Genomic DNA, 16,176 nt, shown 5'->3' with positions numbered 1-16,176 from the left:
AACAAAAATAATTTTCAGGCAGGCGCCTGGACGCTCAGCGATCCAGGATCAGGTAGCCGCCATCGGGCGCGCGCTTGACCTGCACCGGCAGCAGATCCGGCAGGGCTTCCAGGAATGCGGCCGGCGCATTGGTCGCGGCAAAGCCCGAGACCGGCAGGGACTTCAGGCCCGGGTTGTCCAGCGCCACCGGCTTGCCCAAGTACTGCGCGACTTCCTGGGCCACTTCGCCCAGCGGCGTGCGCCGGTACGCCAGACGGCCAGTGCGCCATCCGCCCACCCCGTCCGGCACCGCCGTCACCGCCTGATGGGTGGCGTTGCGCGCATCCACGGTCACGCCTTGTTCCGCGCCCAGCGACAGCTCCGGCCTGGCCTGGTCGCGGTCGGGCTGCACGCGCACGCGGCCGTGCGACACCTTGACGATGACTTCCTCTGGCGTGTTGCGCACATTGAAGGCCGTGCCCACCACGGTGATCCTGCTGCGGCGGGCATCGACGGTAAATGGCCGGCCGGCGTCCGGCGCCACGTCAAAAAACCCTTCGCCCTGGTTCAACACCAGCTCGCGGCGCCGCGGGTAGTAGCGGACCTCCAGCGTGCTGCCGAAATTCAACGCGACATGCGAGCCGTCGGGCAGGTCCAGCTGGCGCACCTCTCCCGCGGCGGTGCTCACGCTCAGTACGTAGCCGGGCGTGTTGTCCCAGCGATACCAACCGTAGCCGCCGCCCACCACCAGCGCCGCACAGGCGGCGGCGAAGGTCTTGGAGAAACCCGGTTGCCCCAACAGCGCGCCCCAGAAGCCCGGCCGGACGGAGGCCTTCCGCGAAGCGCGGCGCGGCAAGCGCGGGGATGAACGGCTGGCGGCCTGCGCGTCGGAGGCCAAGGCGGGCCGCGGCGCCTGCGACAGGTCTTCCCAGGTTCGCGATACCCGCGAATAGGCCTGCCGATGCGCGGGCCGCGCGGCCAGCCAGGCATGCAGCTCCTCTTCATCGGCGTCCGACCAGCTGGCGTCCTGGCGGCGCACCAGCCACTCGGCCGCCGCTTCGTGCAGGGCAAGCGTGTCCGGCGAGGCAGAGGAAGACGGGTCGGTCATGACGAGGCAGCGTCGCTGTTGTTGTTATTGTCCAGGCCGGCATCGCCGCCAGCAGGCCGATGCAATTGCTGCATCTGCGCAACCGTAGCATAGTGCACGCGGACCTCGCAGTACGCGATGGCCCGCGCCAGATGCTTGACGACCATGCGCCGCGATATCTGCATGCGGGCAGCGACTTCGTCCTGAGTCAATCCATCGAAACGGCTCAGCACAAAGGCTTCACGCTGGCGTTCGGGGAGTTCCTGCAAGGCTTCGCCCAGGCGCGCAAGCCGTTGCTGATGCGCGGCCGCGCGCATGGGACACGCCGCATCGCCCGCCGCCATGGCCTGCACGCCCTCTTCCGCTTCATCGAGCGACACCGTCTGCAAGCGCCGGCCTGCCTTGCGTTCGCGGAATTCGTCCGCCACGCCGTTCAACACCGTCCTGCGCAGGTAGGCGCCCTGTTCATCGGAAGAGTCCAGCGCGGGATTCGCCGCCACCCATTTGACGACGCCATCGTGCAACGCGTCTTCGGCGCTGCCTATGCTGCCCTTGAACCGCGCCAGGCCGCGCATGAGCGGCAAGCGCCAGCGCGCGTAGGCTTTGGCGATCGCGCTGGAATCTCCGTTCTTGTCGTCGGCGGATGCGGGTGTCGTGTCGGACGCCAGCAAAGGGTTGCGGCTCATGCGGCGCGGGTCATTTGAAAGTGGCCGGATTGTACTGAGATTTATTCTCAATCGCAATGCAGCCCGGCCCCGTGCCTTTCACCCATCCCTACCAGCCTCGCGACTCACGGCGCCACTTGATACCCGCGCTGCTGCATGCAATTGCTGTACGCGGAGGCCGCTGCCGCATTCTGCTGCGACGCTTCGGCGCGATCCTGGCGGCGGTCCTGGCGTTGCCGCGAACCGCCCACAACCATCCCTGCCGCCGCCGCGTCTTTCGCCTGGTTCTGCCGGTACTGCTGCTTGGCGTCGTCGCTCATCCGGTCGTAGACCTCCTCGTGCTGATTGCCGCGCACGCCGGCTACTGCCGCACCTGCTGCCGCGCCCGCGGCGGCGCCACGGACCCGTCCGCCGGATTTAGGATCGTTCGTGCTGGCGCTGGCGCCGCTGCCTGACAAAGCCTGGCATGCGCTGATGTCCTGCTGGGTGGTTTGGGGCGACTGCCCTTTGAGCGGCGTTACCGTCTGTGCGCCGGCGCACAGGCAGAACAGGGAAAGCAGCGTCGCGGTACAGGGGCGTATGGACTTTTTCATGAAAAACTCCATTGATGGTGAGGGACCCTGGACGTTTCAGTTTAGCGCCGCATGGCTGGCCGCGATCGCCTGCCAGGCACCGTTACTTCCTGCGGAAATCAGGCCGGAACCCCGCCCGCGGATTCCAGCGACAGCGCCCTGCCCGGCACCAATTCATAGCAGCCGCGGCGCAGCTTGCGGATCTGCAAGGGTCCGCCCCAATCCGCCAGGCGGCGCTGCAATAGCAACAGGCGCACGCCCAGGTTGTCCTGCACATCGGGCAGTCCCAGGGCGCTTCCGGCCAGCCGCAGTTCGCGCGTGGAAAAGCCCCAGCGGCCGTGGCGCTGCGCATCGCAGGCCAGCTTCCACAGAATCGCTCCCGCCACGCCCTTGATCAGGTATTGCCCGTCGATGAAGACCGTGCCGTCGCGCGGAAAGTAGCGCAGGCTGAGAGGCGCGCCCAGGTGCGCCGCCAGCCCGATCGGCGTCTCCTGCGGCAGCGGAGCGCCTGCATCCAGCTCGGCGCCTTGCAGCGTTACCAGGGCTTGCGCCAGCTGCGCGCACAATACCGCCAAGGCATCCTCGTCGTCATACCCGAAGAACTGGTCGCTCTCGCTTTCGACCAGCAGCGCGCCCACGGTGCGCCCCCGCGCGCGCAGCGGGACGGCCAACTGGCTGCAAGGGGTGGCCAGGCCGGGCAGCGCAATGGGCAGGCCTTCGATCGGGCCCAAGCCGCTGGCCATCTCGTGCAGGGTGCGGCCGTACCGGTACATGCGCGCCATATGGCCGATGCGCAGCGCCACGCCTTCGCGCGCGGCTACGCCCGCCAGGCCGGCTTCGACCAGCGGCACTTCGGCGCCCACGCCCTGCTGCGCATAACCCATGCTGGCCAAGGCATACAGGGTCTGGCGCCGCTCATCCAGCAACCAGAGGATGGCATGGCTCACCGCCAGATCGCGGCGCAAACCATCCATGGCGACCTGGGGCAACAGGCTAAGCTCGTCGCACTCGGCAAGCCGTGCCGACACGGCCCGCGCGCCGGCGGCCAGATCGCAGCGCGGCTGCAGCGTCGGCAGCGACGCGCCGGCGTGCATGGGCTGGATGTCCAGCACCTCGTAGATGTCGGCGCCGCGCAGCCGGAACACGTGTTCCATGCCGGTATGCGCGGCAATGCCGGCCAGCTTGGCGCGCAGGCGCTCGAACACCGGGCCTTCGGTTTCGGTGCGCAGATAACGCAATTGCAAAGCCAGGCTGGCCCCGGTGCAAGGGTCCTCCACCATCAGGCTGGCACGCCCGGTGGCGAGAATGTTCTCGCGGCTGCGGTTGAAGAACTGGAAGGTCAAGGCCACGTGGCAGCCATCCACGTACTCCACGTGCGACAGCAGATTGACATGGGGGATGCCATCGGCCGAGACGCTGCACAAGGTGGGCGGAATGCCGCCATCCAGGACACGTCGGACCGCCAGCAGGGTCAATGCGCTCATGGGCCAGGCTCCAGTTCCACTGCCTGCCCGGCATGCGGACCCGGCGTCTGGTTCCAGGCTCCCGCCACGGTAAAGCGCAACGCCACCAATTCGTGCACGGCTACGCCGTACCAGTGGTCCAGGAAGGGCGCCCCCGCGAAACCGTCGACTTCGGCGAGCTCCCGGGTCAGCGTGTTGCGCCGCAATGCCAGCAATTCGGCATGCGCGGGCAAGGCGGCTTCGACGCGGGCGTCGCGGCCTTTGAGATGCAGCGTGCGGTTCGTGCGGGGCGAGGTGGCCAGCATGGCGACCTGCGCGGTTTCGCGGATGGCGGCCACGACCCGGGGAGCGGCATTTTCCGCCACCAGCACCAGCATGCGGCCGTCCGGCAGCGTATCGGCGGCCAGGGCTCTGCAGACATGGGGATTGCCGTCTCGATCGCAACTGCCCAGCCGCAGCGAAGGCAGCATGGGCAGGCACAGGATCCATTCGGCGGGCAGTATGGGCACGGCGGGAAACCCCTGGGCTGTTGAAGCTCGACGGTGCCAGAAATCATAGCCCAAGGCCCCTGCCCGGATGGCATGGCAATTAGCGTTTTTTTAGCGCTTGCTTAACAAACTCTTAGCAACGCGCGCAGCGCGGCGTTCCTACACTTTCCTTGCCCGGTTTCCGGACCGAATCCGGCCATTTCCGGGCAACCGGCAACCGCCTCGCCCGTCCTCTTTTCAAGGCCAGCACCATGAACTGCAATACCGAAGCCCAGTATTTCCCTACGTCCAGCGCCGGCATGCCCCCGCGCATGGACATCTATGTCGGCATCCACAAGGCCTTGCGCGCCATGATGCTTGACACGCTGCTGGCCGTGGGCCGCGTCGACACGGCCGACCCCGCCGAAACGCGCGCGGCATGCGAACGCGTGCAGGCGCTGGCCGACATCTGCGCCAGCCACCTGGGACATGAAAACGATTTTTTGCATGCGGCGATGGAAGCGCGCCGCCCCGGATCCAGCGGGCGCATCGCCGCGGAGCATGTCGAACACCTTGCGGCGATTGCCCGCTTGCGCGCCGCGGCCTCCGCCCTGCTTGCAGCCGGCTGTGGCGCAACGCAAGCAGAAGCCGCGCTGCTGCTGTACCGGCAACTGGCGCTGTTCGTCGGCGAGAACTTCGCCCATATGCACGTGGAGGAAACGCAGCACAACCAGGTATTGTGGTCTTGCTACAGCGACGATGAGCTGCGCGCGCTGGAAGGCGCCATCGTGGCATCGCTGCCGCCGGCCGAGAACCTTTGCATCATGCGCTGGATGGTTCCGGCCATGACACCCGCCGAGCGCGCCGAACTGCTGGCAGGCGTACGGGCTGCCGCGCCCGCGCCTGTCTACGCCGCCGTGCTCGACGCGGTACGGCCGCATCTGACTCGCGCGGATTGGGTCAAGCTGACCCGTGCGCTGACACCATCCGAGACCGCTGTGCGGATCGTGGCCTGAGAGCCGCGATCAATTCGCCTTTTCGTCCTCGCCCTTGTAACCGCTGATATAGGCGCGCCCCGAGCAGCGCACGAAGGCCACGCAGGTCAGGCCGCCGCTCTTGGCGTCGCAGGTGGCGCGCGCCTCGTTGCGCGCGGCCACCGGATCGGGATTCTTCGCGGTAAAGCTGGTGCCGCGGCCCTTGCTGCCCTTGCCCCAGGCCATGCCGACGCAGGTGTCGGTATAGGTGAGCACCGTGCGGCAGCCCACGCAGTCTTCCCACTTGAGCAAGGCGTCGACCGCTTCCTTCTCGCTCGGGTAGCCGTCGGCATAGGTCAGCTGGCCCGAGTCCTTCTCGGCCACGGAGCCCCAGTAGCCGCGCGAATCCAGCTTGGCCGACAGGGCTTCGAGCTGGGCCGGCGTGGCGCTGTCGGGCGCCTTCAGGTCGGCTTCGCTGTAGCCGGGGCCAACGCACAGGGGCATGACGGCAAGCTTGCACTTGCCGTCGGCGCTGTCGTTGGTGCAGGTGCGGATGGCCTTCTTCGCGGCGACCTCGGAAGACACGCTGGCACCCCAGAACAGGTCGTCGCGCGAATTGCGCGAGAACGCCACGCAGCTGTCGGAGAATGAGGTCACGCTCTTGCAGCCCTTGCCGCCGGCCTTGTTGCACTTGGCCAGCGCGGCGTCCTGCGCTTCCTTGGTGGAAGTTTCGGGCATGACCCAATACAGCTTGGCGTGCGCTTCGTCGGTGGCCACGGCGCCGTACAGCGTGTCGGCATGCGCCGCGGGCGCAGCGACCAGGCCCAGCGCCAGCGCGCCTGCGCCGGCCAATGCGGCCACGGTGGAACGGAACTGAACGAGCAATCGCGCGAGCATCATGGGTGTGCAATATCCAGTGGTTGTGGCGCCGCGCACCCCTGCGATCTGTCATCGCCAGGGCGCCCCGGGGCGCAGAACGCGCGGATCGTAACACGTTACAGTTTGTCTTCCATGCCCTGCTTTTCCACGTTTCCAGGCATTACGTAACCAATTTTGCGGCGGCTGAAAGCTGATGCGCCACTATTTTTTCGTTAACATTCTGCCCTCATGGCGCAGCGCCGGGCGGCCGCTTGCGGGTATCCGCCGCCCTGCGGACGCTTCGGCGTCGCGATACGACTCGTCACGAAACGAAACCAAAACAAGACAAAATCTTGCGGTTGCTGAATTATGTTGCGGCACGCCGGATCTTTGAGGGAGCTAGGGCCCAGCATGAATAAATCGCGACTCCGTTCGACCTGGTTGCTGGGCCGCGCCCTGCCGGCGGCCTTGGCCCTGGCCGCCTTGGCCGGCTGCGCGCCGATGCCCACGGGCGGCAGTTCCACGCTGCCGTCGCTGACCAATATCTTCTCGTCCGGGCTATCGCTCTCGCCCAGCGTGAACGTGGCCAAGAACATGAAGGGCCGTCCGGTCTCCGACGCCATCACGGCGCTGGGCGAACCGTCGAAGAAGCGCGGCGTGGGCAACACGATGGAGCTCATCTGGTCCGACTACCAGACCGCCCCCTATACCGAATGGGTCTCGACCGGCACCTCGCAGCAGGTCGTGGGCATGATTCCGGCTACCTCCACCAGCGCCGCGACCCCCGTGTTCCAGAACACCAACCATGGCTATTACAACAACCGCACCAGGGTTTACGAATGCACCGTGGTGATGCGCATGCAGAACAGCGTCATCATCGACAGCCAGGTGGACGGCAACGTATGCCCTGAATTCATCGCCGCGCTGCGCAAGTGGGCCGGCGAACGCGAAGCCAACAACTACCGCAGCAATTAAGGCGCGCCCCCTCTTGTCGAACAAACTCGGAGCCCGCCATTTCGTCGCCGCGACGGCTGACGCCATACGCCAGCGGGGCCGCGCCATGCTGGCCGCGGCGCCCTGGTCCCTGGCGCTGTTCATCCTGTCGCTGCCTTTCGCCTTGCTGATCAGCAACCTGTTTCCGTACGGGAATGGGCTGTTCATGGCGCTGGCGCTGATCAACCTGATCGCGTTGGCGCGCATGACCGGCGCCTGGCATCGCGTCGTCAAGCCGGGCGACCTGACGGGCGTCGGCGCCCACCGCGGCAACGCGGCGCAGGTCCGCCACCTGGCGTTGCTTGGCGCGCTCGTCATCACAGCCACTGCGATGGCTCGCGCCACCGGAGACCTGCCCTATGTGATCTACATGGTGCTGGCCGGATCGAATGACGCTGTGTTCTGGAGCGCCTTGTGCGCCGCGCTGGCGCTGATCTGGGTGCCAACGCTGTACGCGCTGGCGATGTACGGCCTGAGCCTGCCGCGCGTTGCGGTAACCGGCAAGTACGGTTTCCAAGCCGCGCGCACCGCCATGCCGTACAAGCCCTGGCCGCTGATGCTGGCGTTGCTCATGTTGATCGCGGCGGCCGGCCACGCTGGCTACATCCTGGGCATGCTCGCGTACGGCTACCCGGATGTTGGGTTGGCGCGGGCTGCGATGAGCGCCCTGCTCTGCGTCCCGCTCGTGTTTGTGGTGGCGGCGATGTATGCGGTTGCCTATCGCGATTCCTGCGAACCGGCTGCGCGGACGCCCTCCAGCCGTCCTTGAACCCGGGCGCAGGCCGTCCAATGAGGCGTCAGGCGCGTCTCTTGCTGCCATGCCCTAGTCCAAATCCGACGATCGCGGATACTCGATTTGGAGTATTGCCCCGCCACGCCAGAACTGCAAAAGTCGCTGGCAGCGGTTCCCGGGCCACCGTGTTGTCGATCATGTTGCCGCAGGCGCCCTCCCCCAAGTACTTATGAGCACGAGGAATCAGGAGATGTCGCCATGGACCCCAAGAGTTTTCATTTCATCCTTCCAGCGGACAAGCGCCCTTCGTTCAGCCCGCTGAACGAGGAGGTACACCCCGACTTCGGTTGGCTGACCGCGAATCGCGCACGGTCGCGCGGCGCCGACGTCTTCGCGGTGATCGATACGATCGTGATTCACGCCACGGCGGGTTATGCCACCCAGCACGCGATTGACACATGGAAGGATAGAAAGGCAAGCGCCCACTGGATCGTCCCGGATGAAGACGAGCCCCAGCACGGCCACTTCGTCTGGTCCGTGGTCGCTGAAGCCAAGGCGGCATTCCATGTCGGGGACGTCAACTACGCGCCGCATCTGGGCCAGGGTCCGAACGTCAATAACCGCAGCCTGGGAATCGAGATCGTCAACACCCAGGATGTCCAGAATTACAAGGACCCCTATTCGGATTGGCAAGTTGAAGCGACGGCACAGATCATTACCTATGCCTGGAGCAAGTATCCGAACCTGAAGCATGTCATTTCGCATGCCAAGCTGGACCCGAATCGCCGGTCGGACCCCGGAACCAATTTTCCCTGGTCCAAGCTGGAGAATCTGGTGCTGTCCCATACTGCGGTGGCACAACGGAATCCGCTGGTGTTTGCCGCCTATGCCGGCGCGCCGCGGGCCGATTACGCGGGGAACTGCTGCGGACCGTGATCGCGAATCCGCGCGAAGCTGACATTTCACTGACGCAAAGACGCGAATAGTTATTATTCATATAGAATCCGGACTGTCCGCAACCCCCTAGCCTGGCAGTCCCGATGTCCCTGCCCCCTTCCACGGGCCCTGATTTCCCACGCAAACGCCTGATCCTGACCGCCGCGCTGGCCTTGGCGGCCTTGATCGCTTTGGCGTTCTGGTATGCCGGATCCAAGGGGTCCCCCGCCGCGCGCCCGCCCGAATATGGGCAGATTCCGGTAGCCGTCGCGGTTGCAGCCGCCAGCGCCGGTCCGCTGCAGCGCGACCTGCATGCGCTCGGCACCATTACGCCGCTGGCGCAGGTCACCCTGCGCAGCCAGGTCGATGGGGAACTGCTGAAGCTGCATTTCACCGAAGGCCAGGCCGTCGCGCGCGGCCAGCTGCTGGCCGAGATCGATGCGCGCCCCTACCTTGCGGCGCTGGCCGCGGCCGAAGGCGAACTGGCGCGCACCCAGGCGCTGCTGGAGAACGCCGAGGCCGATCTGCAGCGCTACCGCAAGCTGGCGCGCCAGGAAGCGGTGTCGGGCCAGCAGCTGGATACCGCCGAAGCCCAGGTGCGCGCCTATGCGGCCCAGCGGCTGCGCAACCAGGCCCAGGTGGCCGATGCCCGGCGCCTGCTGGACCACACGCGCATCGTCGCGCCCCATGACGGCCGTATCGGGCTGCGCCGCATCGACGCCGGCAACCACGTGCGCGCCGCCGACGCCGACGGCCTGACCACCCTGGTGCAGACCCGGCCGATCTCGGCGCTCTTCAGCATTTCCGAAACGCGCCTGGACATCTTGCGCCAGGCCCATGCGCGCGACGCCGCGCTGCGGGTCCAGGCCTGGGACGCGGACGACCGCCGCCTGCTGGCCGAAGGCACTTTGGAGGCGCTGGACAACCGCATCCAGGCCGCCAGCGGCACCGTCCGGCTGCGTGCGCGCTTTGCCAATGCCGACGAATCGCTGTTCCCGAATCAGTTCGTCAACATCCGGCTGGCGGTGGTGCAGCAGGACAACGTCATTTCCATACCCACGGCCGCGGTGCAGTACGGCGCCGAAGGCGCCTTCGTGTTCGTGATCGGCGAGGACACGCGCGCCACCCGCCGCGTGCTGGAGCTGGGCCCCGCCAACGCCGGCCGCATCGTGGTGCAGGCCGGCCTGGCCGCAGGCGAACGCGTCGTGGTCGAAGGCGTGGACCGCCTGCACGACGGCCGTGACGTACAGATTGTCGAACCGCCGAGATCATGAGCCTGTCGCGCCCCTTCATCCTGCGCCCCGTCGCCACGTCCTTCCTGATGATCGCCCTGCTGCTGTCGGGCATCCTGGCGTGGCGCATGCTGCCCGTGGCGGCGCTGCCGCAGGTGGACTACCCCATCATCCAGGTGACCACGCAGTATCCCGGCGCAAGTCCGAACGTGACGGCCCGCACCGTCACCGCGCCGCTGGAGCGGCGCTTCGGGCAGATCCCGGGCCTGAAACAGATGTCGTCCACCAGCGGCAGCGGCATCTCGGTGATCACGCTGCAATTCTCGCTGGACGTATCGCTGGGGGTGGCCGAGCAGGAAGTCCAGGCGGCCATCAGCGCCAGCGGCGCGCTGCTGCCCAACGACCTGCCGACGCCGCCCGTGTACCGCAAGGTCAATCCCGCCGACGTGCCTATCCTGACACTGGCGGTCACGTCCGATTCCCTGCCGCTGCCGCAGGTCTACGACCTGGTCGACACCCGCATGACGCAACGCCTGTCGCAGTTGTCCGGCGTGGGCATGGTCAGCCTGGCGGGCGGCCAGCGGCCGGCGGTGCGGGTGCAGGTCAATCCCATGGCGCTGGCCGCGCGCGGCCTGCAGCTGGCCGACGTGCAGGAGGCCATCGGCAAGGCCAATTCGAACCAGCCCAAGGGCAGCTTCGACGGGCCGGTGCGTTCGGTCATCATGGACGCCAACGACCAGTTGCAAAGCGCCGAGGAGTACCGCGAACTGATCGTCGCCTGGCGCAACGGCGCGCCAGTGCGGCTGGGTCAGGTCGCCACGGTAGAGGACGGCGCCGAAGACCGCTATCTGGCCGCCTGGGTCGATCAGCAGCCCGCCGTGCTGGTCAACATCCAGCGCCAGCCGGGCGCCAACGTCATCGCCGTGGCCGACCAGGTCAAGGCGCTGCTGCCGCAACTGACGTCCAGCTTGCCCGCCGCCGCGCAGGTCCGCGTGCTGACCGACCGCACCGAGAGCATCCGCGCATCGGTGCGCGGCGTGCAATGGGAGCTGGCCTTCGCCGTGGGCCTGGTGGTGCTGGTGACGTTCCTGTTCCTGCGCAACCTGCCCGCCACGCTGATCCCCAGCCTGGCCGTGCCGTTGTCCCTGATCGGCACCTTCGGCTTCATGCACCTGGCGGGCTTCTCCACCAACAACCTGACGCTGATGGCGCTGACCATCGGCGCGGGCTTCGTGGTGGACGATGCCATCGTGATGCTGGAGAACATCGCCCGCTACCGCGAGCGGGGCCACAGCCCCATGTCGGCCGCGCTCAAGGGCGCCGGGCAGATCGGCTTCACGCTGGTGTCCCTGACGCTGTCGCTGATCGCGGTATTGATTCCGCTGCTGTTCATGGAGGACGTGGTGGGCCGGCTGTTCCGCGAGTTCGCGGTGACGCTGGCCGTCGCCATCCTGATATCGCTGGCGGTGTCGTTGACCCTGACGCCCATGATGTGCGCGCGCCTTCTGCCTGCGCACGAAGCGACGCGCCCCGGGCTGCTGGACCGCATCCAGGCGCGCTACGCCGGCTGGCTGGACCTGACCTTGCGCCATCAACGGCTGACGCTGACGGTAATGCTGGCGACGGTGGCGCTGACCGGACTGCTGTACCTGGCCGTGCCCAAGGGCTTCTTCCCGACCCAGGACGGCGGCACGCTGCAAGGGGTGACGCAATCGTCCCAGAGCACCTCGTTCGATGCCATGTCGCGGCGCCAGCAAGCGGTGGCCGAGGCCTTGCTGGCAGACCCGGACGTCGCCAGCCTGTCGTCCTTCATCGGCATCGACGGCATGAACGCCACCTTGAACACCGGCCGGCTGCTGATCAACCTGAAGCCCTGGTCAGAGCGCAGCGCGCCGCTGGCGGACATCATGGCGCGGCTGGATGGCCGCGCCCGCGAGGTCCAGGGCATTTCGCTCTACCTGCAGCCGGTGCAGGAACTCAATATCGAGGACCGCGTGAGCCGCGGCCAGTACCAGTTCACGCTGACCTCGCCGGACAGCGCGCTGCTGGCGCGCTGGACCCGCGCGCTGGCTGAACGCCTGGCGCAGGCGCCCGAGTTGGTCGACGTTTCCACCGACCTGCAAGGCGACGGCCGCCAGGCTTACCTGCAGGTCTCGCGCGACGCCGCGGCCCGCCTGGGGGTGACGATGGACGACGTGGCGCAGACCCTCTACAACGCCTTCGGCCAGCGCCAGGTGGCCACGCTGTTCACGCAGTCCAACCAGTACCGGGTGGTGCTGGAAGTGGACCGCAAGCTGGCGCTCAACCCGGACGCGCTGGAACGCATCCATCTGCAATCCGAAGACGGGCAGGCGATTCCGCTGTCGGCGCTGGCCACCGTCAGCGAGCGCGCGGCGCCGCTGGCCGTGAACCACCTGTCGCAATTCCCCGCGGTGAACCTGTCCTTCAACCTGCCCGCGGGCGGCTCGCTGGGCGCGGCCATCGCGGCCATCGAGTCGCCGCGGCAGGAGATCGGCATGCCGGTCAGCGTGGAGCTGCGCTTGCAGGGCGCGGCGGCGGCCTTCCAGGCCTCGCTGTCGAACACGCTGTGGCTGATGCTGGCCGCCGTGGTCACCATGTACCTGGTGCTGGGCATGCTGTATGAAAGCGCAATCCATCCGGTGACCATCCTGTCCACCCTGCCCTCGGCCGCGGTGGGCGCCTTTTTGGCGCTGCTGCTCACCGGGCGTCCGCTGGACCTGATCGCCGTCATCGGCATCATCCTGTTGATCGGGCTGGTGAAGAAGAACGGCATCATGATGGTGGACTTTGCGCTGGAGGCCGAACGCTCTCGCGGCCTGACGCCGCAGGCCGCCATCCGCGAAGCCGCGCTGCTGCGCCTGCGTCCGATTCTGATGACCACGCTGGCCGCGCTGTTCGGCGCGCTGCCGCTGATGCTGGCCACGGGCTCGGGCGCGGAACTGCGCCAGCCGCTGGGCTGGGTCATGGTGGGCGGGCTGCTGGTCAGCCAGGTGCTGACCCTGTTCACCACGCCTGCCGTGTACCTGTTCTTCCACCGCCTGGGCCAGCGCCGCGGCGCCGCGGCCGCCAAACCCGGGATGGAAGGCCGGGCGCCATGATCCGCGCCTTGCTGCACCGCCCGACCGCCTGCATCTTCCTGGCGATCGCGCTGACTTTGCTGGGCGCGGTCGCATGGCGGCTGCTGCCCGTGGCGCCGCTGCCCCAGGTCGACTTTCCCACCATCGAGGTGCGCGCCGAGCTGCCGGGCGCCAGTCCCGAAAGCATGGCCAGCACGGTGGCCGCGCCGCTGGAGCGTGCGTTGGGCAGCATCGCCGGCGTCAGCGCCATGACTTCGTCCAGCAACCAGGGCGCGACCCGTGTGCAACTGCAGTTCGACCTGGACCGCGACATCAACGAGGCCGCGCGCGACGTGCAGGCAGCCATCAACGCGGCCCGCGCCGAGCTGCCCGCCGGCATGCCGGGCAATCCCAGCTATCGCAAGGTCAACCCGTCCCAGGCCCCCATCATGGCGCTGGCGCTCAGTTCGCCCACGCGCCCCGCGGGCGAACTCTACGACCTGGGTTCGACCGTGCTGGCGCAGAAGATCTCGCAGATCAACGGCGTGGGCGAAGTGACCATGGGCGGCAGCTCCCTGCCCGCGGTGCGCGTGCAAGTCAATTCCAACGCCTTGGCCCACTACGGCGTGGCGCTGGACGAAGTGCGCCAGGCCATCGCCGACGCCGCGCCCATGCGCCCGCAAGGCCAGCTGGATTCCGCCAGCCAGCGCTGGGAAGTCGGCACGCCCGAGCAGCCCCGCGCCGCGCGCGACTACGAAAGCCTGATCGTGCGCCACCAGGACGGCGCGGTGATCCGGCTGTCGCAGATCGCGCGCGTGAGCGACTCGGTGGAAAACCGCTACAGCAGCGGCTTCCACAACCGCAACCCGGCGGTGGTCCTGACCATCAGCCGCCAGCCGGGTTCGAACATCATCGAAACCATAGGCGCCATCAACCAGGCCCTGCCCGGCCTGCGCGCGCTGATGCCGGCCGACGTGGACCTGACCGTGGCGCTGGACCGCTCGCCGGGCATCAACGCCACCTTGCGCGAAGCGCACATCACGCTGGGGCTGGCCACCGCGCTGGTGATCCTGGTGGTGTGGGCGTTCCTGGGCAATGCGCGGGCGGCGGCCATCCCCAGCGTGGCGATTCCGGTGTGCCTGATCGCCACCTTCGCCGTCATGTACCTGTGGGGCTTTTCGCTGAACAATCTGTCGCTGATGGCGCTGATCGTCGCGGCCGGCCTGGTGGTCGACGACGCCATCGTGGTGCTGGAGAACATCTCGCGCCATATCGAGCGCGGCCTCTCGCCGCGCAAGGCCGCGCTGCGAGGCGTACGCGAAGTGGGCTTCACGCTGGTGGCCATGACCGTGGCGCTGAGCGTGGTCTTCGTGTCCATCCTGTTCATGGGCGGCCTGGTCGAGCGGCTGTTTCGCGAGTTCTCCATCACCCTGGTCGCCGCCACCGTCATTTCGCTGGTGGTCTCGGTGGCCATCATCCCCAGCCTGTGCGCCCGCTGGCTCAAGCCCGCCGGCCCGGCCACGCCCACGGCGAACGCGCGTCCATCGCGCATGCGCGCGATCTTCGAGCGCCTCCATGCCTGGTACGGCAGCACCCTGTGGCGGGTGCTGGGCCATGCCCGCCTGACGCTGTTGCTGCTGGCCGCCGTGGTGGGGCTGAACGTCTACCTGTACGTGCAGGCGCCCAAAGGCTTCCTGCCGGTGCAGGATACCGGCCAACTGGTGGGCTTCGTGCGCGGCGACGATGGCTTCTCGTTCCAGGTCATGCAACCCAAGATCGACCAATACCGCCAACTGGTGCTGAAGCATCCGGCGGTGCAGGACGTCATCGGCTACAACGGCGGCAGCCTGGGCATCAGCAACTCCCTGTTCCTGATCCGCCTGAAGCCCGCCGCCGAACGCAAGGAATCGTCGACCGAGGTCATCAACTGGCTGCGCACCAACGCCCCGGCCGTGCCGGGCGGCATGTTCTTCCTGAACGTGGACCAGGACCTGCGCATGCCCGGCGGCTTTGGCAACTCCGGCGACCATGAACTGGCCATCATGGCCAGCGACGTGCCGGCGCTGCGGCAATGGTCGCGCAAGATCTCCAAGGCCATGCAGGAGATCCCCGAGTTGCGCGACGTCGATGCGGAAGGCGACGGCGCCACCCAGCAAGTCGTGATCGACATAGACCGCGCCGCCGCGCAACGCCTGGGCGTGGACATGGGCACCATCAGCAGCGTGCTCAGCAACTCCTTCAGCCAGCGCCAGGTCGCGACGCTCTACGACGCCATGAACCAGTACCGCGTGGTGCTGGAACTGGACCCGCGCTACACCGAGGACCCGGAGGTGCTGGAACAGGTGCAAGTGGTCGCGGCGGACGGCACCCGCGTGCCGCTGACGGCCTTCGCCACCTATGACTACGGGCTGGTGAACGACCGCGTGTTCCATGACGGCCTGTTCGCCGCCGTGGGGGTGGGCTTTTCGTTGGCCGAAGGCGTGTCGTTGCAACAGGCCCTGGCCGCCATCGACAGAACCATGGCCGAGCTGATGGTGCCCTCATCCATCCAGACCCGCCTGGGCGGCGACGCGCGCAACTTCCAGCAAAGCCTGCAGGACCAGCCCTGGCTGATCCTGGCGGTGCTGGTGGCGATCTACCTGGTGCTGGGCATCCTGTACGAAAGCCCGCTGCATCCGCTCACCATCCTGTCGACCTTGCCGTCCGCCGGCGTGGGCGCGCTGCTGGCGCTGCGCCTGGCCGGCATCGAATTCACGCTGATCGCGTTGCTGGGGCTGTTCCTGCTGGTGGGCATCGTCATGAAGAACGCCATCCTGATGATCGACTTCGCCCTCAGCCTGGAACGGCGCGAAGGGCTGACGCCCGAGCAGGCCATCCACCGCGCCGCCATGCTGCGGCTGCGGCCCATCGTCATGACCAACCTCGCGGGGCTGCTGGGCGCCCTGCCCTTGGTGCTGGGCATGGGCGAAGGCTCCGAGCTGCGCCGACCGCTGGGCATCGCCATCGTCGGCGGGCTGATGATCAGCCAGTTTTTGACGCTGTACACCACGCCCATCGTTTATCTGGCGCTGGAACGGTTGCGGTTGAAGTGGAAGGCTGCCAAGCGCGGCCGCGCAAGCTATCCGCCGCCATGATCGGCC

13 protein-coding genes are annotated in these 16,176 nt (G+C 67.4%); 7 read left to right on the top strand and 6 right to left on the bottom strand.

The window, feature by feature from the left end:
- Positions 1–34: 34 nt before the first annotated feature.
- The 5 genes from N5C88_RS19290 to N5C88_RS19270 form a co-directional block, all read right to left on the bottom strand.
- Positions 35–1,087: a FecR domain-containing protein gene (locus N5C88_RS19290; protein ID WP_251880358.1), complete on the bottom strand. Its 1,053-nt coding sequence runs from the start codon at positions 1,085–1,087 to the stop codon at positions 35–37.
- Positions 1,084–1,752, bottom strand: coding sequence for a sigma-70 family RNA polymerase sigma factor (locus N5C88_RS19285; RefSeq protein ID WP_280016018.1), 669 nt, complete (start codon positions 1,750–1,752; stop codon positions 1,084–1,086). The genes N5C88_RS19290 and N5C88_RS19285 overlap by 4 nt, the downstream gene beginning before the upstream one ends.
- A 104-nt stretch (positions 1,753–1,856) precedes the next feature.
- Positions 1,857–2,324: a YMGG-like glycine zipper-containing protein gene (locus N5C88_RS19280; RefSeq protein WP_118932017.1), complete on the bottom strand. Its 468-nt coding sequence runs from the start codon at positions 2,322–2,324 to the stop codon at positions 1,857–1,859.
- 98 nt (positions 2,325–2,422) lie between these two features.
- On the bottom strand, positions 2,423–3,787 hold the full coding sequence (locus tag N5C88_RS19275; RefSeq protein WP_280016017.1) for a GAF domain-containing protein: 1,365 nt from the start codon (positions 3,785–3,787) through the stop codon (positions 2,423–2,425).
- On the bottom strand, positions 3,784–4,275 hold the full coding sequence (locus N5C88_RS19270; RefSeq protein ID WP_118931929.1) for a pyridoxamine 5'-phosphate oxidase family protein: 492 nt from the start codon (positions 4,273–4,275) through the stop codon (positions 3,784–3,786). The genes N5C88_RS19275 and N5C88_RS19270 overlap by 4 nt, the downstream gene beginning before the upstream one ends.
- Before the next feature lie 230 nt (positions 4,276–4,505).
- Between N5C88_RS19270 and N5C88_RS19265 the strand changes: the two genes are divergently transcribed.
- On the top strand, positions 4,506–5,249 hold the full coding sequence (locus N5C88_RS19265; RefSeq protein ID WP_280016016.1) for a hemerythrin domain-containing protein: 744 nt from the start codon (positions 4,506–4,508) through the stop codon (positions 5,247–5,249).
- 9 nt (positions 5,250–5,258) lie between these two features.
- On the opposite strand, the gene N5C88_RS19260 is transcribed toward N5C88_RS19265, so the two are convergent.
- A complete protein-coding gene (locus N5C88_RS19260) occupies positions 5,259–6,107 on the bottom strand; it encodes a DUF4189 domain-containing protein (protein ID WP_280016015.1) in 849 nt (282 codons plus the stop codon).
- Positions 6,108–6,476: 369 nt separating this feature from the next.
- Between N5C88_RS19260 and N5C88_RS19255 the strand changes: the two genes are divergently transcribed.
- The 6 genes from N5C88_RS19255 (at position 6,477) to N5C88_RS19230 (ending at position 16,170) form a co-directional block, all read left to right on the top strand.
- On the top strand, positions 6,477–7,040 hold the full coding sequence (locus N5C88_RS19255) for a hypothetical protein (protein ID WP_059379661.1): 564 nt from the start codon (positions 6,477–6,479) through the stop codon (positions 7,038–7,040).
- A 13-nt stretch (positions 7,041–7,053) separates the two neighbouring features.
- Entirely contained in the window at positions 7,054–7,827 is a 774-nt protein-coding gene (locus N5C88_RS19250) for a hypothetical protein (protein WP_280016014.1), read from the top strand.
- Between the two features lie 222 nt (positions 7,828–8,049).
- A complete protein-coding gene (locus tag N5C88_RS19245; RefSeq protein ID WP_118931926.1) occupies positions 8,050–8,727 on the top strand; it encodes an N-acetylmuramoyl-L-alanine amidase in 678 nt (225 codons plus the stop codon).
- 104 nt (positions 8,728–8,831) lie between these two features.
- Positions 8,832–10,001, top strand: a complete 1,170-nt coding sequence (locus N5C88_RS19240) for an efflux RND transporter periplasmic adaptor subunit (RefSeq protein WP_280016013.1) — start codon at positions 8,832–8,834, stop codon at positions 9,999–10,001.
- Positions 9,998–13,078, top strand: coding sequence for a multidrug efflux RND transporter permease subunit (locus N5C88_RS19235; RefSeq protein WP_280016012.1), 3,081 nt, complete (start codon positions 9,998–10,000; stop codon positions 13,076–13,078). Before N5C88_RS19240 ends, N5C88_RS19235 begins: the two co-directional genes overlap by 4 nt.
- On the top strand, positions 13,075–16,170 hold the full coding sequence (locus N5C88_RS19230) for an efflux RND transporter permease subunit (protein WP_280016011.1): 3,096 nt from the start codon (positions 13,075–13,077) through the stop codon (positions 16,168–16,170). Before N5C88_RS19235 ends, N5C88_RS19230 begins: the two co-directional genes overlap by 4 nt.
- The last annotated feature ends 6 nt before the right edge of the window (positions 16,171–16,176 follow it).

Source organism: Achromobacter sp. GD03932 (genome assembly GCF_029839485.1).
Classification (GTDB): Bacteria; Pseudomonadota; Gammaproteobacteria; order Burkholderiales; family Burkholderiaceae_B; genus Achromobacter; species Achromobacter bronchisepticus_A.
This window is presented reverse-complemented; position numbering and strand designations above follow the sequence as displayed.